General features: G+C 63.5%; 23 protein-coding genes. 5 read left to right on the top strand and 18 right to left on the bottom strand.

Going from position 1 to position 21,715, the window contains the following annotated elements:
- Positions 1-132: 132 nt before the first annotated feature.
- Together GGQ88_RS13715 and GGQ88_RS13710 are read left to right on the top strand one after the other, a co-directional pair.
- Positions 133-912, top strand: coding sequence for an inositol monophosphatase family protein (locus GGQ88_RS13715; protein WP_183613992.1), 780 nt, complete (start codon positions 133-135; stop codon positions 910-912).
- Positions 912-1,343, top strand: coding sequence for a gamma-glutamylcyclotransferase family protein (locus GGQ88_RS13710; protein WP_183613991.1), 432 nt, complete (start codon positions 912-914; stop codon positions 1,341-1,343). Before GGQ88_RS13715 ends, GGQ88_RS13710 begins: the two co-directional genes overlap by 1 nt.
- On the opposite strand, the gene GGQ88_RS13705 is transcribed toward GGQ88_RS13710, so the two are convergent.
- The 11 genes from GGQ88_RS13705 to GGQ88_RS13655 all read right to left on the bottom strand — a co-directional run bounded on the left by GGQ88_RS13705 (position 1,340) and on the right by GGQ88_RS13655 (position 9,883).
- Entirely contained in the window at positions 1,340-2,221 is an 882-nt protein-coding gene (locus tag GGQ88_RS13705) for a LysR substrate-binding domain-containing protein (RefSeq protein ID WP_183613990.1), read from the bottom strand. The genes GGQ88_RS13710 and GGQ88_RS13705 overlap by 4 nt on opposite strands.
- 9 nt (positions 2,222-2,230) lie before the next feature.
- A complete protein-coding gene (locus tag GGQ88_RS13700) occupies positions 2,231-3,187 on the bottom strand; it encodes a transporter associated domain-containing protein (protein ID WP_183613989.1) in 957 nt (318 codons plus the stop codon).
- Positions 3,188-3,207: 20 nt separating this feature from the next.
- Positions 3,208-3,711, bottom strand: coding sequence for an rRNA maturation RNase YbeY (gene ybeY, locus GGQ88_RS13695; protein WP_183613988.1), 504 nt, complete (start codon positions 3,709-3,711; stop codon positions 3,208-3,210).
- 55 nt (positions 3,712-3,766) lie between these two features.
- Complete coding sequence (locus GGQ88_RS13690) at positions 3,767-4,801, bottom strand: PhoH family protein (protein ID WP_183613987.1); 1,035 nt, start codon at positions 4,799-4,801, stop codon at positions 3,767-3,769.
- A 97-nt stretch (positions 4,802-4,898) separates the two neighbouring features.
- On the bottom strand, positions 4,899-6,245 hold the full coding sequence (gene miaB, locus GGQ88_RS13685; RefSeq protein WP_183613986.1) for a tRNA (N6-isopentenyl adenosine(37)-C2)-methylthiotransferase MiaB: 1,347 nt from the start codon (positions 6,243-6,245) through the stop codon (positions 4,899-4,901).
- A gap of 33 nt (positions 6,246-6,278) precedes the next feature.
- Positions 6,279-7,052: a lysophospholipid acyltransferase family protein gene (locus GGQ88_RS13680; protein ID WP_246385979.1), complete on the bottom strand. Its 774-nt coding sequence runs from the start codon at positions 7,050-7,052 to the stop codon at positions 6,279-6,281.
- Positions 7,036-7,458, bottom strand: a complete 423-nt coding sequence (locus tag GGQ88_RS13675; RefSeq protein WP_183613985.1) for a transcriptional repressor — start codon at positions 7,456-7,458, stop codon at positions 7,036-7,038. The genes GGQ88_RS13680 and GGQ88_RS13675 overlap by 17 nt, the downstream gene beginning before the upstream one ends.
- Before the next feature lie 114 nt (positions 7,459-7,572).
- On the bottom strand, positions 7,573-8,016 hold the full coding sequence (locus tag GGQ88_RS13670; protein ID WP_183613984.1) for a Ros/MucR family transcriptional regulator: 444 nt from the start codon (positions 8,014-8,016) through the stop codon (positions 7,573-7,575).
- Positions 8,017-8,168: 152 nt separating this feature from the next.
- Positions 8,169-8,621: a GNAT family N-acetyltransferase gene (locus GGQ88_RS13665; RefSeq protein ID WP_343057217.1), complete on the bottom strand. Its 453-nt coding sequence runs from the start codon at positions 8,619-8,621 to the stop codon at positions 8,169-8,171.
- Between the two features lie 47 nt (positions 8,622-8,668).
- Positions 8,669-9,286 (bottom strand): tRNA (adenosine(37)-N6)-threonylcarbamoyltransferase complex dimerization subunit type 1 TsaB, encoded by a 618-nt coding sequence (tsaB, locus tag GGQ88_RS13660; RefSeq protein WP_183613982.1) that lies wholly within the window; start codon positions 9,284-9,286, stop codon positions 8,669-8,671.
- 18 nt (positions 9,287-9,304) lie between these two features.
- Entirely contained in the window at positions 9,305-9,883 is a 579-nt protein-coding gene (locus tag GGQ88_RS13655; protein WP_183613981.1) for a NifU family protein, read from the bottom strand.
- A 100-nt stretch (positions 9,884-9,983) separates the two neighbouring features.
- Between GGQ88_RS13655 and GGQ88_RS13650 the strand changes: the two genes are divergently transcribed.
- On the top strand, positions 9,984-10,580 hold the full coding sequence (locus tag GGQ88_RS13650) for an FKBP-type peptidyl-prolyl cis-trans isomerase (protein WP_246385977.1): 597 nt from the start codon (positions 9,984-9,986) through the stop codon (positions 10,578-10,580).
- A 48-nt stretch (positions 10,581-10,628) separates the two neighbouring features.
- A complete protein-coding gene (locus GGQ88_RS13645; protein WP_183613979.1) occupies positions 10,629-13,511 on the top strand; it encodes a M16 family metallopeptidase in 2,883 nt (960 codons plus the stop codon).
- Positions 13,512-13,515: 4 nt separating this feature from the next.
- Here the strand turns inward: GGQ88_RS13645 and GGQ88_RS13640 are convergent, their stop codons facing one another.
- Genes GGQ88_RS13640 through GGQ88_RS13630 form a run of 3 tightly spaced genes read right to left on the bottom strand, consistent with a single transcriptional unit; the run spans position 13,516 to position 16,714 of the window.
- Complete coding sequence (locus GGQ88_RS13640) at positions 13,516-14,169, bottom strand: TadE/TadG family type IV pilus assembly protein (protein WP_343057216.1); 654 nt, start codon at positions 14,167-14,169, stop codon at positions 13,516-13,518.
- Positions 14,166-14,750: a TadE family protein gene (locus GGQ88_RS13635; RefSeq protein ID WP_183613978.1), complete on the bottom strand. Its 585-nt coding sequence runs from the start codon at positions 14,748-14,750 to the stop codon at positions 14,166-14,168. Before GGQ88_RS13635 ends, GGQ88_RS13640 begins: the two co-directional genes overlap by 4 nt.
- A complete protein-coding gene (locus GGQ88_RS13630; protein WP_246385974.1) occupies positions 14,747-16,714 on the bottom strand; it encodes a Tad domain-containing protein in 1,968 nt (655 codons plus the stop codon). The genes GGQ88_RS13635 and GGQ88_RS13630 overlap by 4 nt, the downstream gene beginning before the upstream one ends.
- A 172-nt stretch (positions 16,715-16,886) precedes the next feature.
- Between GGQ88_RS13630 and GGQ88_RS13625 the strand changes: the two genes are divergently transcribed.
- On the top strand, positions 16,887-18,260 hold the full coding sequence (locus GGQ88_RS13625) for a class II 3-deoxy-7-phosphoheptulonate synthase (protein WP_183613977.1): 1,374 nt from the start codon (positions 16,887-16,889) through the stop codon (positions 18,258-18,260).
- 290 nt (positions 18,261-18,550) lie between these two features.
- Here GGQ88_RS13625 and GGQ88_RS13620 read toward each other — a convergent pair whose 3' ends face one another.
- From GGQ88_RS13620 to GGQ88_RS13605, 4 genes are all read right to left on the bottom strand, one after another.
- Positions 18,551-18,991, bottom strand: a complete 441-nt coding sequence (locus tag GGQ88_RS13620; protein WP_183613976.1) for a hypothetical protein — start codon at positions 18,989-18,991, stop codon at positions 18,551-18,553.
- Between the two features lie 159 nt (positions 18,992-19,150).
- Complete coding sequence (locus GGQ88_RS13615; RefSeq protein ID WP_183613975.1) at positions 19,151-19,531, bottom strand: ribonuclease HI; 381 nt, start codon at positions 19,529-19,531, stop codon at positions 19,151-19,153.
- A gap of 5 nt (positions 19,532-19,536) precedes the next feature.
- The gene (locus GGQ88_RS13610; RefSeq protein ID WP_183613974.1) at positions 19,537-20,613 is read right to left on the bottom strand and encodes a phosphotransferase family protein; all 1,077 of its coding nucleotides are present in this window, start codon (positions 20,611-20,613) and stop codon (positions 19,537-19,539) included.
- Complete coding sequence (locus GGQ88_RS13605; RefSeq protein WP_183613973.1) at positions 20,610-21,698, bottom strand: Zn-dependent alcohol dehydrogenase; 1,089 nt, start codon at positions 21,696-21,698, stop codon at positions 20,610-20,612. Before GGQ88_RS13605 ends, GGQ88_RS13610 begins: the two co-directional genes overlap by 4 nt.
- Between the last annotated feature and the right edge of the window lie 17 nt (positions 21,699-21,715).

The raw sequence follows: 21,715 nt of genomic DNA, 5'->3' as shown, positions 1-21,715 counted from the left end.
CTAGCGCGTTGGATATTTAGCTACTGTGCCAAGCGTCACGCGATAGCAAATGTTGCAAGAAACATTCGCTGCAGCGCAATATCAGGTGCAACGGGTTGACCTCTTCGGTCGCTTGAGGGCACAGCCGGACCCATGAAACTCGATAACGACATCGCTCTCGCCCGCCGCCTCGCCGACGTTGCGGGCGCGGTCATCCGGCCATATTTTCGCGCCGTAGCAGCGGAGCGCAAGGGCGATGCCACTCCGGTTACACTGGCCGACCGCGCCGCCGAAGAAGCCATGCGCCGGATCCTTACCGCCGAAGTTCCGCGCGATACCGTGATCGGTGAGGAGTTCGGCGCGGTCTCGGGCTCGTCCGGTCGTAGCTGGGTACTCGATCCGATCGACGGGACCGCCGGGTTCCTTGCCGGGCGCCCGATTTTCGGCACGCTGATCGCGCTCATGGTCGAAGGCTTTCCCGTCCTTGGCGTGATCGATCAGCCGATTACCGGCGAACGCTGGATCGGCGCGGCTGGCATGGCGACCACGCTCAACGGCAAACCGGTGCGCACGCGCCCCTGCCGCGAACTGTCCGAAGCCACGCTCGCGACGACCGGCCCACATTACTTCGACGATCACGATGGCGGGCACTTCATGGGGCTTGCCGCGCAGACCGACCACAAGCGCATGGTCATGGGCGGCGATTGCTACAACTACGCGATGCTCGCCACCGGGCAGCTCGACGTCGTGTGCGAAGCCGGCCTCAAGATCCACGATTGGGCCGCGCTCGTGCCCATCGTCGAAGGCGCGGGCGGCACGATGGCCGACTGGAACGGCGAGCCGCTGCACGCGGGCTCGGATGGCCACGTGATCGCGGTAGGTGATTCCGCGCGGCTCGATGACGTCGTCGAGGCGCTTGCCTGCGGACACTGATGCGCGGCCGCTGGTTCTTCTTCTACGGCACGCTCACGCAGGACCACGATAACGCGATGACTCGCGTGCTGCTGCCGCTGCTTGAAGGCGGACGGCGCGCGTTCGTGTGCGGACAGTTGCGCGCGGTCCGCGCCCCACAAGGCTGGTATCCGGTATTGTGTGCGGGAAGGGGGCAAGTCGCGGGCCGTGTCTATCGCCTGCCACAGCGCGTTGCCCGGCTGCTCGATGCTTACGAAGAATTCGATCCGCGCCGCAGGTCGCGATCCGAGTACGTCAGGCGTTCCCTCCGCGTGCGGATAGCCGGCAAGGGGCAGGTGAGAGCCCACGCCTATCGCTACAACCGGCCGCTTCACACTGGCCTGCGGATTATTCCAAGCGGTGACTTTGCCGCCTATGTCACCCGCCACCGGCTGAAGGCGTTCGGCTCCTAGAGCCCTGCCTTCAGCATCCAGTCGTGGAACAGGCGCACCGGGCGCGATTGCAGCGCGCGCGGGCGGCACACGAACCAGTACGAATAGGGGCTGTCGACGTCGATATCGAACAGCCGTGCCAAGCGCGGATCGTGGCTGCGATGATAGTGATCGTCATGCATGATCGCGATGCCCAGCCCTTGCGCAGCGGCCTCGAGGATCAACTGGCCTGAATCGAAGTGATCGATCGCGGCAGGCTCCAGCTTTTCCAGATGCAGCGCCTTCTTCCACGCCTCGAAGCTCATCGGCAGGTCGTTGTGGATCAGAAACGTCTGCTTCGACAGCTTGGCCATGTCCGGCCGCTCGCCCAACTCACTCGCAAGGGCCGTGGATGTGATCGCATGGACGCGATTGTGGTCGAGCCGCACCGAATGCAACGCCGCGTCCGGCCCTTCCGACAACACGATAGCCGCGTCGATCGTATCGCCAAGCTTGGTCTCGGCGGCATGGCCTGAATCGATGTCGATGTGCAGTTGCGGATGCAGCTTGCGCAACTCGCCCAGCCGCGGGAACAGGCGCTGGCTGCCGAACAGCGGCAGCACGCCCAGCCGCAGGCGCATGACCTTGCCGGTGTCGATCAACCGGTCCACGCGATCAGCCATCTCGTCGATCAGCGGTGCCACTGCGTCGTACAACTGCTGGCCTTCCTCGGTCAGCTTGAGCGCCTGGTGCTTGCGCTCGAATAGTGCCTTGCCCACGAACTCTTCGAGCGCGCCCAGCCGACGCGACAGCGCCGACGGGCTCAGTGCCAGTTCGGCCGCCGCGGTCTTGGCCGAGCCTGCGCGCACGACGCGAATGAACGCCTCGAGCGAGCGCAGTGGGGGCAGGCGGCGAATCATCGTCTTATCCTATTCCTCAACGTCTTCGATCGCCTTGGGCGCGTGGAGCCGCAGGCGCGTCAGGCGGCGTTCGTCGCCCGCGGTCACTTCCAGTCGCCAGCCGCTGGCATGTTCGAGCACGCGGCCGACCTTGGGCACTTCGCCTGCCAGCACGACCGCAAGGCCGCCGAGCGTATCGACGTCTTCCTCGACCTCTGCAAGCCGCGCATCGACCGTTTCGGCGACATCGTCGAGTTCGGCGCGGGCATCGGCTTCCCACGTGTCGGGATCGATCCGGCGGATCATCTCGGTCGGGGCGTCGTCATGCTCGTCCTCGATCTCGCCGATGATCTCCTCGACCAGATCCTCGATCGTGATGATGCCGTCCGTTCCTGAATACTCGTCGATGACCACCGCCAAGTGCATGCGCCTGCTGCGCATGTCTGCCAATACGTCAAGCGCGCCGCGCGCCTGTGGCACGAACAGCGGCTGGCGCATCAGGCTTGCCCATTCCCTGGGCGGCGCTTTGCCCGAAAGCGCCATGCCGGCCACGATCCCGAACATGTCCTTGATGTGCATCATGCCGCGGATGTCGTCGAGCGACTCGCCATAGACCGGCAACCGGCTGTGACCGCTCTCGGCAAACGCAGCGACCAGTTCCTCGAACGTCGCCGACGCGGGTACCGCGATGATCTCGCCACGCGGAATCGCCACGTCGTCGGCGTCATGTTCGCTGAAGTGGAGCAGATTACGCAGCATCTGCCGTTCGAGCGGCACCAGATCGCCGTTCTCGGCACCGGCGTGATGCGGCTCGCCCTCGTGCTCGTCGATCGCTTCCTCGATCTGCGCGCGCAGCGACTGGTCCTGATCCGGACCGCGAAAGAACGCCTTGATCGCACGCCACAGCGCGCGCCATAAAGCCGGGCTGCTACTACTGTCTGCGTCTCCCGACCGGCTGTCGCCGGTGGAGCCATTGCCCTCGGGCACTACTCGAAACTCCCCAAATGTCAGTCTTCGACCGCATATGGGTCGGCGATGCCCATCAGTGCAAGCGCCTTCCGCTCCAGATTCTCCATTTCCTCGGCTTGCGTCTCGCCCGTTTCATGGTCGTAGCCCGCCAGATGCAGCAGTCCGTGGACGATCAGGTGGCTGGCGTGCACCTCGACCGACACGCCCTTGTCCGCCGCCTCACGCCCGCAAACTCCATGCGCCAGGATCAGGTCGCCAAGCATACCCGGCGCGCCTTCATCAGCTCCTGCATGCAGCACTTCCGTGCGGCTAAGCATCGGAAACGAAAGTACGTTGGTCGGCTTGTCCTTGGCCCGCCACTGCTTGTTCAGCGCGTGAACTTCATCGTCGTCAGCCATGACCAAGCTGACCAGCAGGTTGTCGTGCGCCAGTTCCGGCGCAACTTTTGCAGTGGCCTCAGCCGCCCGGTTGGCGAGCGCCTCCCAGTCGATCGCATCCCCCCACACCGGATCGATATCCATCTCAAGGATCGGCGCGGTCATGCCTTAAGCCCCCTCCTGTGAAGGGGAGGGGAAAAAGAGCGGAAACCAACAAACGTCACGCGTCTTTACCTTCATAGGCCTCGACGATCCGGCCGACGATGGGATGGCGGACCACGTCGGCCACGCCGAAACGTACCGTGGCTATTCCCTCGACGCCCTCCAACCGTTGCACCGCATCGTTCAGCCCGCTGGCACCAACTCCGCCTGGCAAGTCGGTTTGTTTCGGATCACCGCACACGACCATGCGGCTGTTCTGACCGAAGCGCGTCAGGAACATCTTCATCTGCATCGGCGTGGTGTTCTGCGCCTCGTCGAGGATCACGAAAGCATCTGCCAGCGTTCGGCCACGCATGAATGCGATCGGAGCAATCTCGATTTCACCCGATGCAAGTCGCCGCTCGACCTGCTCGGGCGGCATGCAATCGTAGAGCGCATCGTACAGCGGGCGCAGGTACGGATCGACCTTCTCCTTCATGTCGCCGGGCAGAAAGCCAAGCCGCTCGCCCGCTTCCACTGCCGGACGAGAAAGAATCAGCCGCTGCACCGAGCCCGAGATCAATTGCGCCACCGCCTGCGCCACCGCGACATAGGTCTTGCCCGTACCCGCTGGGCCGAGCGCAAAGATCACGTCGTTGGAAATGAGCGCCTTCATGTATTCGATCTGCGTTGGGCTGCGCGGAACGATGGTCTTCTTGCGCGTGCGGATCATGATCGGCGGAGTGCCACCCGGCATACCGGTAATGATCCCCTCCAGCGTCGGCTCGACGCTCATCGCGATCAGTGATTCGACAGCGCCTGTATCCAGTTCCTGCCCGGTCAGCAGCCGCTGGTGCATGCCCTTGAGCACATCGCGCGCGCGCGCCACCGCATCGTCAGGCCCTTCAATCATCACGCGGTTGCCGCGTGCCGAAATGTAAACTCCCAACCGGTTTTCGATATGCACGAGATTGGTGTCGAACTGGCCGAACAACGCGCCGAGCACGGTCTGTTCATCGAATTCCACCTCGATCCGCGCGCGCCGATGCAGATCGGTACGGTGGTCCGGACGGTGATGCGCCTCATCATGGGCGCGTGGGAGTTTTCGGGCCATGCTCTCCTTTCAGGGGTAAAGACCTGTCTGGAGAATAGGAACGGATGGCCCGCGCACAAGGCGGCGCGCGTTGAATTCGCCGCTATTCCACAGGAGTTTAAACCAGCCGCCCTGTCAGCGAGTTAGGACCGGCCTCGATCAGGTCGACTTCAACGAGATCGCCGATCGCTGCATCGCCCATGAAATGGACCGATTGCAGCCAGGGCGACTTGCCCAGCCACTGCCCGACGAGCTTGCCCCGCCGATCGACGAGAATGTGACAGCGCTTGCCGACGCTCGCGGCGTTGAACGCCTGCGAATCGCGCTGCAATGCAGCCTGCAGCCGCTGCAGCCGCTCGTCCATGACCTCGGCCGAGATATGATCGGCCATCGTTGCGGCAGGCGTGCCCGGGCGGGCAGAATACTTGAAACTAAACGCCTGCGCGTATCCGACCGCATCGACCAGGCGCAGCGTTTCGGCAAACTCGGCGTCCGTCTCGCCCGGAAATCCCACGATAAAATCACCGGACAGCGCGATGTCGGGACGCACCGCGCGCACCCGGTCGAGCACCCGCAGATAGCTTTCGACGCTGTGGCTACGGTTCATCGCCTTGAGCACACGGTCGCTGCCAGCCTGCACCGGCAAGTGCAGGAACGGCATGAGCTTGTCGATCTCGCCATGTGCCGCGATCAGCGCGTCGGTCATGTCGTTGGGATGGCTGGTGGTATAGCGGATGCGCTGCAGGTCGGGGTTCGCTGCGAGCGTCCGGATCAACCCGTCCAGCCCGACAGCGCGGCCCTTGTGGTCCTCGCCCATCCAGGCGTTGACGTTCTGCCCCAGCAGCGTGATCTCGACTGCGCCGCCCGCCACGAGCAGCGTCGCCTCCTCGACCAGATCACTGAACGGACGCGAGATTTCCGCCCCGCGCGTATAAGGCACGACGCAGTACGTGCAGAACTTGTCGCAACCCTCCTGCACGGTCAGGAAAGCGCTGGGGGCAGACTTGCGGCGCTTGGGCAGTGCGGCGAACTTGGCCTCGGCGGGCATGTCGGTCTCGGTCGCGCGGCCCCCTGCAGCAGCCGTCGCCACCATCTCGGGCAGGCGGTGATAGGCTTGCGGCCCGACGACAACGCTGACACTCGGCGCGCGCGCCATGATTTCCTCGCCCTCGGCCTGCGCCACGCAGCCCGCCACCGCGATCATGGGTGCGGTGCCGGCTTCACCGTCCCAGTTCTTTACGATCCGGCCGATGTCGGAATAGACCTTCTCGGTCGCCCGCTCGCGGATGTGGCAGGTGTTGAGCACGACCAGATCGGCATTCGCACCCGCCTCTGCCGCCGTCATGCCTTGCGCCGCCAGCAATTCGGCCATGCGCTCGCCGTCGTAGACGTTCATCTGGCAGCCGAAGCTCTTGACGTGGAAGGTCTTTGGTAAGTCTTTGGGGGGGGAGGTTGGTGCGGACATCGCCGCGCCGATACTGGATTTGGCCCCGCTTGGCTACCGGTTGCGGGCCATCGCCGAAAGGATGCGTTCGCGTGCGGCAAGCGCCATCGTCTTGCGGCTCGCGCTCTCCTCGCCATCCAGCGGCGCGAGGAAATGCACCGTCACCGGCAGCGGGCCACGGCGCGCCAGGATCTTGATGAAGTTATCCAGCCCCGGCTCCTCCCCGACCCAGGCCATGCTTGCGACATCCACCCCATAGTCCAGCCACACCGGCTGGATCGCAATCCCCGGCGGCGGCGGATCGAGCGCCGAGAGCAGCGAGGACTTGAACGGCAACAGGCTCGTCCCGTCGCTCGTCGTCCCTTCGGCAAATACCGTCAGCGCGTTGCTCTCACTCAGTGCGGCGCGGACCTGTTCGACTTGCGCGTGGACGCTGCGCCGCTCATGCCGCGCGACGAACACGGTATCGTTCATGTCGCACAGCCATTTCAGCGCGCCATGATCGGCCAGCCCCGAATGTGCGACGAAAGCACTGCCGCTCGCGCCCGAGATCACCGGAATGTCCAGCCAGCTGACATGGTTCGATAACAGAAACGCGCCTTTGCGCGCCGCGGTGCCGTTGATCGTGACGCGGGCACCGACAATGCGCGCGATCCCGCCAAGAAACCGGCGCGGCCAAGGATTACGCATCCGCATGACCCGCCACAGGTAGTACAGCGGCACGCAGGCCATCAGCCACAGCAGCATCGCCGCAATGCGCAAGCTTACGCGCGCGCGGCCAGCCAGCGAAAAGCCGGCGCGGGGAAGGGCGTCAGCCGTCGCGGTCAAGCTTGACGCCGTACAGTTCCATGCGGTGATCGACCAGCCGATAGCCCAGCTTCTCGGCGATCTGGCGCTGAAGCTGTTCAAGTTCAGGATCGACGAATTCGATGACGCGGCCGGTTTCCACATCGATCAGGTGATCGTGGTGCGCCTCGGGCGTGGCTTCATAGCGCGCGCGGCCATCGCCGAAATCGTGGCGATCAAGGATGCCGGCTTCTTCGAACAGCCGGACCGTGCGGTAGACCGTGGCAATCGAGATGCGCGGGTCGATTGCCGAGGCGCGCTCGTGCAGCTTTTCGACGTCGGGGTGGTCTTCGCTCTCCGACAGCACGCGCGCGATCGTGCGGCGCTGGTCGGTGATGCGCAAGCCGCGCTCTGCGCAGAGGGCTTCGATGTCGATGGCCTGGTGCACTGGGTTTCCGTCTGATGAAGTCGGCAAAAAAAAGAACGGCCCGCCAATCTATAGAGAGGCGGGCCGTAACTTCAACCGCGCGCAATACGATTGCGCGGCGGGGTGTAGCAGCGATCAGGCAGCAGCAGGCTTGCGGCCTGGGCGCTTGGGCGCAGGCTTGCGGCCAAGGCCGATCTTCTTGGCCAGTTCGCGACGCTTTTCAGCGTAAGCAGGCGCTACCATCGGATAATCAGCAGGAAGGTTCCAGCGCGCGCGATACTGGTCGGGCGTCAGATTGTAGCGCGTGGCCAAGTGGCGCTTGAGCATCTTGAGCTTCTTGCCGTCTTCCAGACAAACAATGTGATCGTTCTTGATCGAAGAACGGATCGAAACCGCAGGTTCGGGAGCCGCTTCGGCAACCGGTGCGGGTTTGTCCAGCCCGGCGAGCGCGGTGTAGACGTTGGTGATCAGCGTCGACAGGTCATTCACCGACACGCTATTGTTGCTGACGTGGGCAGCGACGATGTCCGACGTCAGTGTGATCAGGGTTTCACGCATGTCGTTTTGTACTTCACTCATTGCGAACCGACTTTCTTTGATTGCTCGTCACGAGCAGTCGTTATCCAAGACTTGTTTGGTGATGCGGATCACCTTTTATAGTCGACTCTATGAAAGAAACAACAGGGGTATGACAATTTTTTGAATCACGCCGGTTACTGTCAAAAATGCTATTAAGTACCGGCGTAATCGTCAAGAACCAGTTCCTGACTTAGCGCATCGATGCGACTGCCACCCGGCGTGCGGTAATAAGCAGGACGCACGCCAACTTCTCGGAAGCCATGCGCGGCGTACAAATGGCCTGCCGGGTTGTCGCGCCGCATTTCAAGGAACAAGCGCGCCATGTGGTTGGCGCGCGCTTCTGCGATAAAGCGTTTGAGCAGGACATGCCCAAGACCCTGCATACGATACTGCGGTGCTATTGCGAACAGGAGCAGTTCTTCTTCGTCAAGAATTCCTCTGCCCAAGAAAAAGCCCGCCGTATCTGTATTACTTTCAAAGTCTTGCGTGCCATCGGGAGCAATCAGGCCATATCGGCAATTGCCCACGATCAACGCATCGCTGACTTGCCGCCGGTTCCATGCCTCACCGAATTCGGGCGGAAAGGCGCGCTCCATGACGGACATGATGCGGTCGACGTCGTCGGGCGGTGCGATCATCGTGCGTGCGGGCTCTAGGCGGCCGATGGCAGCCGGGCGTCGGGCGCGCGGCCATAACTGGGGCGGGGATCGGCGTGGAAGGCTTGCTCACCCAGCAGCAGTGCATGGCGCGCATCGGGCCGCAGGTCGAGCGCGACGACGCCAGCCCGCATTTGCGCCACGGCCACCGCCTGACTCCCTGCCACGACCGGCGCGGTCGAGCGCGCGATCGTATCGGCAGGCGCAAGCGAGGCAAGTGGGGCGAGGGCGCTACCGTCGGCAGCAAAGGGCTGGAAGAACCACTCGCCATGGCCCCCGCTCATGCACACGTCCACCGCCATGCCCGGATGCTGTACGCGCGCCATCGCAGCAACCAGTGTCAGGCTCTCGAACCCTTCGAGCCGCGCGCTCCACGCCATGGCCAGCGCGCGCGCAGCGGCAAGTCCGACACGAATTCCGGTAAAGCTTCCCGGCCCTACATCGACCGCGATCACATCGGCGCGGCCCTTGTCGGGCAAGGCGGCGATCATCGGCACGAGCCGCTCGGCATGTCCGCGTCCGAGGATCAGGCCGTCGCCCGCGATCAGCACGCCATCCTCGATCAGCGCGACCGAGCAGTTCTCTGTTGCGCTGTCGATGATCAACCGGCGCATCGCGTCAGGCCCGCAGGATCAAGCTGCCCGAACTTCGCTGACTTCGGGCACATAGTGCTTGAGCAGGCTTTCGATGCCGTTCTTGAGTGTCGCGGTGGACGATGGGCAGCCCGAGCACGCACCTTGCATCCGCAGGTACACAACCCCGTCGCGGAAGCCCTGGTAGATGATGTCGCCGCCATCGTTGGCAACGGCGGGGCGGACGCGCGTCTCGATCAGATCCTTGATCTGTTCGATCACTTCGGCATCGGCGGGATCGTCAGCGACGCCGTCATCGCTTTCGGCTGGAACCGCGATGCCGCCGGCACTGCCGGGTACAAACAGCGGGGCCTGCGCCACGAAATGGTCGAGCAGCAGCGACAGCACTTGCGGCTTGAGGCTCGCCCACTCGGTGCCCGGACCTGCGGTCACTGACACGAAGTCGCGTCCAAACAGTACGCCGGTCACATCGCCGAGGTCGAACAGCGCTTGCGCCAGTGGCGAGACTTCGGCCTCTTCGGGCGAGGTAAACTCGCGCGTACCGGTTGCCATGACCAGTTCTCCGGGGAGAAACTTCAGCGTGGCGGGGTTTGGCGTTGTTTCGGTCTCGATGAACATGATTCGCATGTAGGCCTGCCACGCACAGGGTCAAGTACGCGAAAGGCGTGGATTTCTTTGCGCGGCTTGTGCTTTGGCCGCCGGTTTGTACGGATTCGCCATGGTGCTGCAACATCGCTGCGCTTATGGACCGGGCATGATCCTGACCCTTCCGGCGCTTCGCCGCATCGCCCCGCTCGCTCTTCTCGCGCTCGCAACAGCGCCAGCCACGGCGGCCACGCCCCCTGCGCCGGCAGGTCCAACCGCTTCGATGGAGGCGATCGCCTTGCCGCTCAATCCGGTCATCAGTGCGGGCCTGCGTTTGTGCAACGCCAAGACCGCAAGTGGCCTGGGCACGCTGGTACTCAAGGCGGGGGAGGGCGCCAAGCCGACCAAGACCGATATCGTGCTGGTGAATTACATCGGCTATCTGGCAGCAAGCGGCGTCGTGTTCGATCAGGGCATGCAGGCCGCATTTCCTGTGGACGGGGTCATTCCGGGCTTCTCCGAAGGCCTGCAACTGATGGCCAAGGGCGCTACCATGCGCCTGTGCGTCCCGTCCGCGCTTGGTTACGCCGAGAAGGTATCGGGTCCGATCCCGGCCAACTCCGACCTCGTGTTCCAGGTAACCCTGGCCGATTTCAAGACCGCTGCCGAAGTCGAAGCGATGCGTGCAGCGCAGGGCGCAGATGGAGCGCCCGCTCCCGCTCCACAATAACGGACCTATTCACTGGTCCTTAATCCCAAGGCTACCTATAGTCGGGTGATGCATTTCCCAGAAAAGCGCGCCCGGCGCCTTGGCCTTCTCCTCCCACTCCTGCTGCTCAGCGCTGCTCCATTGGACGCCCGCGCTCCGGCACCGGCATCTGCGCAGACGCCATGGCTCTACAAAGGATCGGACGTCCCGCAGGACAAGGCGTGGACCTTCGGGACGCTGCCCAACGGCATCCGCTATGCCGTGCGCCACAATGGCGTGCCCCCCGAACAGGTTTCGATCCGGGTGCTGGTCGATGCCGGCTCGATGTACGAAACCGATGCCCAGCGCGGCTACGCTCACCTGATCGAACACCTGACCTTCCGCGAATCGAAATATCTCAAGGAAGGCGAGACGATCCCGACGTGGCAGCGCCTTGGCGCTACGTTCGGCAGCGACACCAATGCCGAAACCAGCCCGACGCAGACAGTCTACAAGCTCGATATCCCGCAAGCGACGCCCGCCAAGCTGGACGAGACGTTCAAGCTGCTCTCGGGCATGGTCACGGCGCCGATCTTTACGGATCACGGCGTGAAGACCGAGGTTCCGATCGTGCTTGCCGAATTGCGCGAACGCACCAGCCCGCAATCGCGCGTGCTCGATCAGACGCGCGACTTGTTCTTCAAGGGCCAACTGCTCGCCGCGCGCAATCCGATCGGCACGCCTGAAACACTGAACGCGGCTAATGCGGCTGCGGTCAAAGCCTTCCACGACAAGTGGTATCGCCCCGACAACACCGTGATCGTTGTGGCTGGCGATGCCGAGCCCGCCGTCCTCATCGCGCGCATCCAGCAGTGGTTCGGCGGCTGGAAAGTTGCCGGCAAGAAGCCCGCGCAGCCCGATTTCGGCAAACCCGTCGCCCCTTCGGGCCTCGATCGCAAGAACCCGGTGGGCGAGGCTCGCGTGCTGGTCGAACCAGACCTGCCACGCATCGTCAACTGGGCGATCCTGCGGCCGTGGTTCAAGGTCAACGACACGATCGACTACAACCAGGGCCTCATGGTCGACCGGCTCGCGCTGGCACTGATCAACCGCCGCCTCGAAGGCCGCGCGCGCGGCGGCGGCAGCTACCTCCTCGCCTCGGTCGATGAGATGAAGCAGGAACTCTCGCGCTCGGCCGATGCCACCGTCGTCACCGTCACCCCACTGGGCGATGACTGGAAAAGCGCCGTCACCGACGTCCGCTCGGTCATCGCTGATGCGCTCGCAACGCCCCCCTCGCAGGAAGAAATCGACCGCGAGGCCGCCGAATTCGAAGTCGCGTTCAAGGTCGGCGTCGAAACCCAGTCGACCATCGCCGGATCGAAGGCGGCAGACGACATCGTCAACGCCGTCGACATCCGCGAAACGGTCGCCAACCCCGACACCGTCTACGAAATCTTCAAGCAGTCGATCCCGCGCTTCAAACCCGAGGCGGTCCTCGCCAGCACGCGCAAGTTGTTCGAGGGCACCGTCATCCGCCCGATGATGATCACCCCCAAGGCGGGCGAGGCCACTGAGGCTGCGTTACGCGCCTCCCTCACGGAAAAGGTCGAGGCAGCATCGGGCAGCCGGGTCGCGGCCAACTCGCTCAAGTTCGCCGATCTGCCGCCCGTCGGTACGCCTGGCACCGTCGCCAGCGCGCGACCCATCGGGTTGCTCGGCATCGAACAGATCGAACTGTCGAACGGCGTCAAGGTCCTGCTGTGGCCCAACGATGCTGAACCCGGCCGGATCATCGTCAAGGCACGCTTCGGCGGCGGCTATTCCGCCATCCGCCCGCAAGATGCGGTCTACGGTCCGCTCGGCACTGTCGCGCTGATGGACAGCGGCATCGGCACATTGGGTCGCGACGATCTCGACCGTCTCGCCACGGGCCGCAAGCTCAACCTCGATTTCGACATCGACGATACCGCGTTCCGCTTCTCGGCCGACACGCGTCCGGCCGACCTGCAGGACCAGCTCTACCTGATGGCGGCCAAGCTCGCTACGCCGCGCTGGGACGCGAACCCCGTGCTGCGCGCCAAGGCTGCGGCCAAGCTGCAGTACGAAAGCTACAATTCCTCACCGATGGCCGTGCTCGGACGCGACCTAACGTGGCTCCTGCGTGATGGCGATCCGCGCTACGCCACGCCCAACCCGGTCGAACTCGACAAGGCCACGCCCGAAGGCTTCCGCCAGATGTGGGAACCGCTGCTCGCGCAAGGCCCGATCGAGATCGACATGTTCGGCGATTTCAACCGCGAACAGGCGCTGGCGGCACTCGAAAAGACGTTCGGTGCCTTGCCAACGCGTGCTGCGACTACACCGCCTGCGCTGACGCCCAACATCCCCGCACACAATCCCGAACCGCTGGTGCTGACGCATCGCGGCGATCCGTCGCAGGCAGCGGCGGTCGTCGCATGGCCGACCGGCGGCGGGCAGGCGGGCGTGCGCGAAAGTCGCCAGCTCGAAATTCTCGCGCAGATTTTCAACAATCGTCTGTTCGATTCAATGCGCGAAAAGATCGGCGCAAGCTACGCCCCGCAAGTTGGATCGAGCTGGCCGCTCGATCTGCCCTCGGGCGGCTACATCGCCGCAACCGTGCAACTGCGCCCGACCGACTTTGCCGCGTTCTTCGCCTCGGCCGACGAAATCGCCGCAGATCTTGCCGCCAAGCCGCCCACCGCGGATGAAATCGCGCGCGTCACCGAACCGCTCAAGCAAGTGATCACCCGCGCCAGCACGGGCAACGGGTTCTACATGTTCCAGCTTGAAGGCGCCGCCTACGATCCCCGTAAGATCGCCGGCATCCGCACGATCCTCAATGATTACAGCCAGACCTCGCCCGAACGCATGCAGGCCTTGGCCGCGCGCTACCTGACGAAGGACAAGAGCTGGCGGCTGCAAGTGGTGCCCGAGCAGAAGAAGCCCTGAGGGTTCAGGAGCAGGAGGTCTTCGTCAGGACGTTGCTGACCCCCGGTCCGGTATTCCGGTTGTCGCGCACGATCATCGCTGCTTGCTCGTGCATGACGAACGGCTTGACGAACATCGTGCCGAACAGGCCTTTGTAATTGTACCAGACTTCGGCAACCATCACCGATGACCCGGTGGGCGCTGTGATCTTGGTCTTGCCGAGCGCAAGACCCGACGCGACCTTGGACAGTGCGCTGCCGGTCAGGTCCGGCTTGCCGAAATCGGAGCTTTTCTTCAGGTCGCCCATGCACTGCTGCCAGTGAATGTACTGCTTGCCCGTGACCGAATGCGTCTCCAAGCTCGACAGGATCACCCGGCCGTTCTGGGCCAGTCCGATGGTTGCGCCCTCTTCGGTCGCGCCGGTCAGCACCGATTCGATGTCGGCCCCGGTGATCGTCGGCGTAACCCCGCTGTTGTCGGTCTGCCCCAGCCGCGATGCGTTGTCGGCCAGCGCGATTGCGACCTGACTGGCCTCCATCGCGGCCGAGTTCATCCACGCGATCTCGGCGCCGTACATGCCCAGCGTGATGAAGACCGGCAGCACTATCGCGAATTCGGTTACCGAAACGCCACGCGCGTCGTGCAACAACCTTTTGAGCATGGGCCAAACGCGTTTCACGCGCAGGCCCCCGCGCTCGACCCATAGCCCGGCTGCGCACCGAACGGCTGGTTCTTGGTCACTGCGGTCGCTGTCAGCGTACGTCGGCCCCACGCTCCAGGCAGGAACGGCACTTTGAATACCGGCTCGAACGAGGCCACGACCTTGTAGACGACGACGTCGTTCGCGCTGCCTTCGCTGTTCGACCGGCCCATCTCCTCGTCCCACACACCGTTGCGGTTTTCGTCGGTGAACGTCTCGCTCGCATCGCAACGGCCGTTGCCGTTGCGGTCGTTCCACTTTTCGGCGCGCCCGATGTCGCTGAAATCGTAATAGCTTGTCCGCGAGGTGCTGAGCGTGGCTCCCGGGAGGACCTCCTTCACCATATCCAGCACCATCGCATCGGCCTGCGCGGTACTCCGCGTCTCAAGCGCAGAGGCGCGCGCGGCCCGGCGCACCGCGCCCGACAGCACTGACTTGCCATAGGCCATCTGCCCGATGTCGAGAATCCCCAGCAACAGCACGAGGAACATCGGCATCACGATCGCAAATTCCACGATCGTCGCGCCGGAGGAGTCGCCACGAAGCGCGCGCAGGCTCATTGCACCACCCGCAATTCGCCGACCTGCTTGGCGATCGATTGGAATGCTGTGTCGAGCTGGCTCGCATTGGCGGCGGTAAACGCGCTCGAATCCGATGCGCAGGCCTGCAACTGCGGGGTCATCGCCTGGGCAAAGGCGATCACCCACACGCGGATACCCTTGGCCTTTACCTGATTGCACAGCGCCAGAAAACGCGAGTTGTGACGCTCGGTATCGTGCGTTACCCCATCGTCGGTGACGCGCCGGTCGTGATACTCCACGCCCCACGCCGACTGGATCGAATAGCTCGGCGCCATTTCGCCATCGGTCATGAAGATCAGGTGCCGCGAGACTTCGCCGCCGTTGTCCGGCGCATCACGTACGTGGCCGGACCACATGCCATCAGGCGACGAAAGGCGCGCCCCCCACACCATACCGATGTCGTGATACGTTCCGCCTTCGGGCACGAGCGCATCGGCATAAGCATAAAACGCGGCCTGGTTCATGCTCGAAAACAATTGCGCCGGCGAAGGGCAATAGGACGCAGCCTGCTGGCCGGTCGCAGACGGCAGTGCGCTGTTCATGTACACGGTGCCAAAGCTGATCGTCGTGCGGATGTAGACAACCTCGGGCCACATCGGCGCCCATTTTGTACCCGGAGACCCATCGGGCGCACCGTCGATGTCGAGATCCTCTGCCCCCGCCGGGGTCATGCCCGTTACCGACGACCACGTGAATGCATCTTCCGAAACGGTCGAACGCTCCTCGATGCAGCCCTTCCACCTGGAACTGACCGCCGCTGCATTGTCACCGGTATTGGTCGATACGCTTTCGAATTGCTTGTAGTGGCTCGTATCGTACGTGACCGGGCGGTACTCCCATTTGTCGAAGACCTGCGTCGTGACGTATTGGGCATTCGCGGTCGAAGTCACGGTCGTGACCGACTGCCGTGTGCCGGTGCGGGATTGTAGCCGGTAGCTCAGGAACGAAATGTTGCAGCCGTACAGTGTCGCGGTCTGAGGTTGGGAAGTCGTCGTCGTGACGACCTGCTGGCCTGATCCGTTGATCGTCGTCGTGCTGGTCGTAGTTGCAACGCCGTTATTGCTCCACGCCGTGTCTGCAGGTTTCTGGGCGTTGCAACTGCCGCTGCTCAAATACGTCGTCGAATTGTAGTTGGACCAAGACGAATAGGTCGGGTTGGTCGTCGTCGCCACCGGCGCACCGTTGGTCGGCGTGCCATAACCGGTGAAGGTCTGGACCGATTTGTAGATCGGCTTGCGTGATTGAATCACCCAACTGTCGACCAGATATTCGGGGTTGAGATCGACCAGCAGGTGCCCGACGTTGACCGACGAACTATACGGCACGAAACCGTACCGCACCCGGGCATTGGTGCCCGACACGGCAGTTTCGATCGTGGTGTAGAAGCTTTTCATCGACGCTCGCAGCGCCTGGATGCGCGTCTGCGTGCTCCCCGAAAGCAGCGAAGACATCGATCCGGTCGTGTCCAGCACCAGCATGATATCGCTGTTGCCCACGCCCATCGAAGCGGTGCAGCGGGTGGTTACCTCCATATCGCCGAAGCCGAAGATCTGCATCAGCAGCGGCGGCAGATAGGTCGTCGCCACCGCATCGATCGTGCTTCCGCGATCGGCCGATGACGGGTCGAACACAGTATCCTTTGCCGAGAATTGGTCCGGGTCGAAGTTGGCGTTGAAATAGCTCGCCGCCGATGCTTCCGCCGCAGCATCGAAACCTTTGGTCGTGACCGCTTTGCGCCCGGCCAGCACACCCGCATCGCACGCTGCCTGAAGCCGCGTCTGCACGCGCCAGCCACGGCTGATGTCGATCGCTCCGCCGATCAGCGCCGCCACCGCGAAGATCGCCCCTGCCGCCAGTGGCAATATGTTCCCCGAACGGCTGCGTAACAGCGCGTAGACAAGGCGGGTAACGGGCGACATTGCAGGCGGGCGCACTTTCGGCATGACTAACGGGAAGGGTTAATCTACCCGCCCCAGCGCCAACCAACCGCTTACCGGCCCTAGTGGATTTCACGTAGGGCACTGATCGTGGTTCTCGATTGCCGTAACCGCAACGCTTCCTTTGCAATTCGTGCGCGCGCGGCTTATGGCCCCGCCACTCGAAAGGACATACAAAGTGGCACAGAACTGGACTGCGGAATCATGGCGCGGATATGAAGGCCGGCATCTGCCGACCTACCCGAATGCCGAAAAGCTGGGCGAGGTCGAGCAGACCCTGACGCGCTTTCCGCCGCTGGTCTTTGCTGGCGAGGCTCGCGCGCTCAAGGCCGATCTTGCCGAAGTAGCGGCCGGTCGCGGCTTCCTGCTACAGGGCGGGGACTGCGCCGAAAGCTTCGCCGAATTCCACCCGAACAACATCCGCGACACCTTCCGCGTGCTGCTGCAGATGGCGGTTGTGCTGACGTTTGCCAGCAAGCAGCCTGTCGTGAAGGTGGGCCGCATGGCCGGCCAGTTCGCTAAGCCGCGCTCGTCGCCGGTCGAAACCGTGGGCGGCGTCGAACTGCCGAGCTACCTCGGCGACAATATCAACGGCATGGATTTCACGCCGGAATCGCGCATCCCGGACCCTGAACGCATGCTGCGGGCCTATAGCCAGGCGGCAGCGACGCTCAACCTGCTGCGCGCGTTCTCGACTGGCGGCTATGCCAATCTGCGTCAGGTCCACCAGTGGACGCTGGACCACATCGGCAAAAGCCCGTGGGCGACCAAGTTCAGCGAAATGGCCGACAAGATCGGTGAATCGCTCGATTTCATGGAAGCCTGCGGCGTCGATCCGCGCACCGTGCCGCAGCTTCAGGGCACCAGTTTCTACACCAGCCACGAAGCGCTGCTGCTGCAGTACGAAGAGGCGATGACGCGGCAGGATTCGCTGACCGGCGATTGGTACGATACCAGCGCGCACATGCTGTGGATCGGCGATCGCACGCGCTTCGAAGGATCGGCGCATGTCGAATTCCTGCGTGGGGTGAATAACCCGATCGGCATGAAGTGTGGACCATCGCTGACGCCTGACGCGCTGCTCGCTATGCTCGATACGCTGAATCCGGCGCGCGAGGCGGGCCGCATGACGCTGATCAGCCGCTTTGGTGACGACAAGGTTGAAGCCGGGCTTGCTCCGCTGGTCCGCGCGGTCAAGCGCGAGGGTCATCCCGTCGTGTGGTCATGCGATCCGATGCACGGCAACGTGATCAAGTCGAACAGCGGCTACAAGACGCGGCCCTTCGACCGCATCCTGAACGAGGTAAAGGGCTTCTTCGCCGTCCACCGCGCCGAGGGCACCCACGCGGGCGGCATCCACATCGAGATGACCGGCCAGGACGTCACCGAATGTGTCGGTGGCGCCGTGGCGATCACGCACGAAGCCCTCGCCGACCGCTACCACACCCACTGCGACCCGCGCCTGAACGCGGCGCAGTCGATCGAACTGGCATTCCTGCTGGCGGAGGCGCTGAATGCTGAGCGGGCGGGGGCGAAAGCGGAGGCTGCCTGATCAAGCGCAGTAGCCCACCCCGCCGCGAGTAGGCTCGCCTACGGCTCACCAAGTCTCGCTCCCCTCACGCTTGCGGTAGAGGGGGAGCGACGCACTTCTTCCCCCCTCCCGCAGGCGGGAGGGGCAGGGGGTAGGCCTTGCTTTCTGCTTTGCTGATCAACTGGCTTGGGGAACTTCACTTGGCTTGAAGGTCGGCAAATGGTCTGAGGATAACATTCACTGGATGGCGGGAATTGGGTGGATAGAAGACGGGCAGCATTCGACAGGCGAAGTTGAAAAGCGGACATTTGTCACTGCCGCGCCGCAAGCCCCCGCCTGATGCGCTTGATCGTAGGCATTGCTGCAAAGATGGTCGCGCTCGATCCTTCAGCAATTATTTCAATACTGTAGTGCGGCCATGTATTCCACCACCTAGCCTTCACCGATCGCCAAAGCCCATCGTCCCCGTGAACATAACGCCCTTCCTCGCGCAAGGCATCTTCAATCTGGCGTACCTTATCAGCTGCAACGATCATTTTTGCTGGGCGGGACTGGTAGCTCACCGCTAACATGCCAAGAATCGTGCCGAGGATCGACGATGGGCGAACAAGATCAAGAGCAGTAATAACACCGCCCCCGATGACGACGATACCTACACACCAGACCAGTTGATACCCGCTATATATTGGAATTAAATCACGTATGAAGCTGTGGCGTGATTGCTCAACGTGGAGGCGCGGGTGCAAAATCATTTGCTCATGATGCCTAGCCTCACTTGAACTGACAAGATCAGGGATCTGTAATGATTCACTTTGCAATGCACGTTATAGGGACGAGAGCGGTGGGAATGGCGTCGTGTCCGGAAATGCCGCTTTCGCCTCGAAATCCCGCATAGCCGCCGTCACCGCACCCTACCGCCCATGCCGTGCAGCGAGCGCAATCCCGGCAAGGTTCTGTGCCCGCTTGATCCACCGCACCCGCACCGGCGGATGCCCAGCCGCCAGCGCAACAAACCGCTCGAAATGCGCCCTGTCCCCCGCAGACCGGCTGCGCGCAGCCCCGGTCGCCTGCGCAATCACGTTGCGGCTGTCTCCGACCAGATCGAACTCAGCCGCTCCGCACGCCTGCGCCACCTCCAGCGCATGGATCAGTGCCAGCCACTCCGCGTCGCCGTTCGTGCCGTGCCCCAGATCGTCGCGGACATGCGCCACGCCGCGTACCACCGCCGCCACCTCGATCGGGCCGGGGTTGGGGCGGCTGCCGCCATCGAAGTAGATTTTGAGCCTGCGCAAAGGGGTCAGCGCGCGCCAGCCTTCACCGCAAAGCTCCACGCCGCCTCAGCCAGTGGCGCGACCCGCTCGGACATCGCCTTGGCGTGCGCGCTCGATGCGGTGCCTTCGATCACGCGCTTTTTGATGCCTTGGATAATCCCGGCGAGGCGGAAGAAGTTGAACGCCAAGTACCAGTTTATATCGGAAATGCCCTCACGCCCGGTCTTCGCGCAATAGCGCGCCACCACTTCGTCCAGTTCGGGAATACCCAGCGCCTTGCGATCGACGTCCTGCACGCCCGAACGTCCTGCGTTATCGGTGACCCATGCCATGCAAAAGTAGGTGAAATCGGCCAGCGGATCGCCCAGCGTCGACAACTCCCAGTCGAGCACCGCCGCCACTCGGGCCTCGTTACGCGCAAAGATCAGGTTGTCGATCCGGTAATCGCCGTGGACCACGCTCGTCCGGTCCTGCGTCGGCAGGGTCGAAGGCAGCCACGCGATCAGCCGCTCCATGTCGGGCATCGTCTCGGTTTCGGCTAGCCGGTACTGGCTGGTCCAGCGTTCCACCTGCCGACCGAAGTAGTTGCCGGGCTTGCCATATGTCGAAAGCCCCGCAGCCTCCAGATCGACCTGATGCAATTGCGCCAGCGTATCGACCATGGCGAAATACGTTGCGCGCCGGAATTCGGGTGTCGCTCCCGGCATCGCCCCGTCCCAGATCGAGCGCCCATCGACGCAACCCATCACATAGAACCACGATCCCAGCACGCTGTCATCGGTGCACAGGCCATACTGGCGCGGCACCGGGAAGCCCGTCGAATGCAGCCCGGACTGCACCCTGAATTCGCGGTCGACCGCGTGCGCCGATGGCAGCAGCTTGCCGAGCGGCTTGCGGCGCAGAACGTAAGGGCCTGAGGGACTGTCGATCCTGTAGGTCGGGTTCGATTGCCCGCCCTTGAACTTGGCGACCGTCAGCGGGCCTTCGAAGCCCGCGACGTTTGCCTCGCACCAGCGGGTGAGGGCGGCCTCATCCAATCGGTCCGCACCCTCGGGCGCGACCGTGCCGGTGAACGCGGCCTGGGCGTCGAGTTGATCGGTCATGCGTCGAACACGATGACTGAACGAGCGGATGTGCCTTGCTTCATTTTTTCAAACCCGTCGTTGATAGCTGACAGCGGGATACGCTCGGCAATGATCGAATCAAGGTCGAGCAGCCCGCGCATGTAGAAATCGACCAGCCGCGGCAGGTCGACCGGGAAATGGTTGCGGCCCATCACCGCGCCCTGCAGTTTCTTGTCGGACAGCAGGTCCATCGCCGACAGACCGACCTTGTGGTTCAGCGGCATCATGCCCAGGATCGTCGCGGTCCCGCCGCGCCGCAGCGATGCGACCGCCAGATCGCCCGATGCGGGACGCCCGACAGCCTCGATCGCGTGATGCACGCCGCCCTTGGTCATCTCCATGATCTGCGCGGCCGCATCCGGCCCCGCATCGATCGCATCGGTCGCGCCCAGCTTCAGCGCCAGAGCGCGCTTTTCGGGCATGGGATCGACCGCAATAATCCGGCCTGCGCCCGCGATCTTGGCCGCGTTGATCGTGGCCAGCCCGACGCCGCCGCAACCGACCACGGCCATGCTCTCGCCCGGCGTCACCTTGCAGGCGTTGAACACCGCGCCTGCGCCTGTTGTCACCGCACAGCCAAGGATTGCCGCGCGGTCCAGCGGCATGTCGGGGTCGATCTTCACGCAGGCATGTTCGTGGACCAGCATCTGCTCGGCAAAGGCCGAGAGGTTGAGCATCTGGTTGACCACGCTGCCATCGTCGCTTCGGGTCAGGCGAGGGGCATCGCCCGGTTTGCGCCGTGTATCGGCCCCAAGGCACAGCGACATGTGCCCGGTCACGCAGAACTCGCAATGTCCGCAGAACGCCGAAAGACACGTCACCACCGCATCGCCGACTTTGACCGTCCGCACCTCGGACCCGATCGCCTCGACGATGCCCGCCGCCTCATGCCCGGGCACGGCGGGCAAGGGGTGCGGATAGGCTCCGTCGATGAAGTGCAGGTCCGAATGGCACAGCCCGCAGGCAGCGGTGCGGATCAGGACCTCATGCGGGCCGGGATTGGACACGCTCAGGTCGTGAATTTCCAGCGGCTTGCCGGGGGCGACGAGGACGGCGGCTTTCATGGCGTAAACTCCCAGCT

Origin of the sequence: Novosphingobium hassiacum, from assembly GCF_014196055.1 — a bacterium.
Classification (GTDB): domain Bacteria; phylum Pseudomonadota; class Alphaproteobacteria; order Sphingomonadales; family Sphingomonadaceae; genus Novosphingobium; species Novosphingobium hassiacum.
The sequence above is the reverse complement of the archived record's forward strand: the minus strand, read 5'-3'. Positions and strand labels throughout refer to the sequence as shown.

Excerpts from the sequence above, each read along its gene's own strand:
- GGQ88_RS13715 (WP_183613992.1), top strand. The coding sequence starts at position 133 with ATGAAACTCGATAACGACATCGCTCTCGCCCGCCGCCTCGCCGACGTT.
- GGQ88_RS13710 (WP_183613991.1), top strand. The coding sequence starts at position 912 with ATGCGCGGCCGCTGGTTCTTCTTCTACGGCACGCTCACGCAGGACCAC.
- GGQ88_RS13705 (WP_183613990.1), bottom strand. The coding sequence starts at position 2,221 with ATGATTCGCCGCCTGCCCCCACTGCGCTCGCTCGAGGCGTTCATTCGC.
- ybeY (WP_183613988.1), bottom strand. The coding sequence starts at position 3,711 with ATGACCGCGCCGATCCTTGAGATGGATATCGATCCGGTGTGGGGGGAT.
- GGQ88_RS13690 (WP_183613987.1), bottom strand. The coding sequence starts at position 4,801 with ATGGCCCGAAAACTCCCACGCGCCCATGATGAGGCGCATCACCGTCCG.
- miaB (WP_183613986.1), bottom strand. The coding sequence starts at position 6,245 with ATGTCCGCACCAACCTCCCCCCCCAAAGACTTACCAAAGACCTTCCAC.
- GGQ88_RS13670 (WP_183613984.1), bottom strand. The coding sequence starts at position 8,016 with ATGAGTGAAGTACAAAACGACATGCGTGAAACCCTGATCACACTGACG.
- GGQ88_RS13665 (WP_343057217.1), bottom strand. The coding sequence starts at position 8,621 with ATGTCCGTCATGGAGCGCGCCTTTCCGCCCGAATTCGGTGAGGCATGG.
- tsaB (WP_183613982.1), bottom strand. The coding sequence starts at position 9,286 with ATGCGCCGGTTGATCATCGACAGCGCAACAGAGAACTGCTCGGTCGCG.
- GGQ88_RS13655 (WP_183613981.1), bottom strand. The coding sequence starts at position 9,883 with ATGTTCATCGAGACCGAAACAACGCCAAACCCCGCCACGCTGAAGTTT.
- GGQ88_RS13650 (WP_246385977.1), top strand. The coding sequence starts at position 9,984 with ATGGTGCTGCAACATCGCTGCGCTTATGGACCGGGCATGATCCTGACC.
- GGQ88_RS13645 (WP_183613979.1), top strand. The coding sequence starts at position 10,629 with ATGCATTTCCCAGAAAAGCGCGCCCGGCGCCTTGGCCTTCTCCTCCCA.
- GGQ88_RS13635 (WP_183613978.1), bottom strand. The coding sequence starts at position 14,750 with ATGAGCCTGCGCGCGCTTCGTGGCGACTCCTCCGGCGCGACGATCGTG.
- GGQ88_RS13630 (WP_246385974.1), bottom strand. The coding sequence starts at position 16,714 with ATGCCGAAAGTGCGCCCGCCTGCAATGTCGCCCGTTACCCGCCTTGTC.
- GGQ88_RS13620 (WP_183613976.1), bottom strand. The coding sequence starts at position 18,991 with ATGATTTTGCACCCGCGCCTCCACGTTGAGCAATCACGCCACAGCTTC.
- GGQ88_RS13610 (WP_183613974.1), bottom strand. The coding sequence starts at position 20,613 with ATGACCGATCAACTCGACGCCCAGGCCGCGTTCACCGGCACGGTCGCG.
- GGQ88_RS13605 (WP_183613973.1), bottom strand. The coding sequence starts at position 21,698 with ATGAAAGCCGCCGTCCTCGTCGCCCCCGGCAAGCCGCTGGAAATTCAC.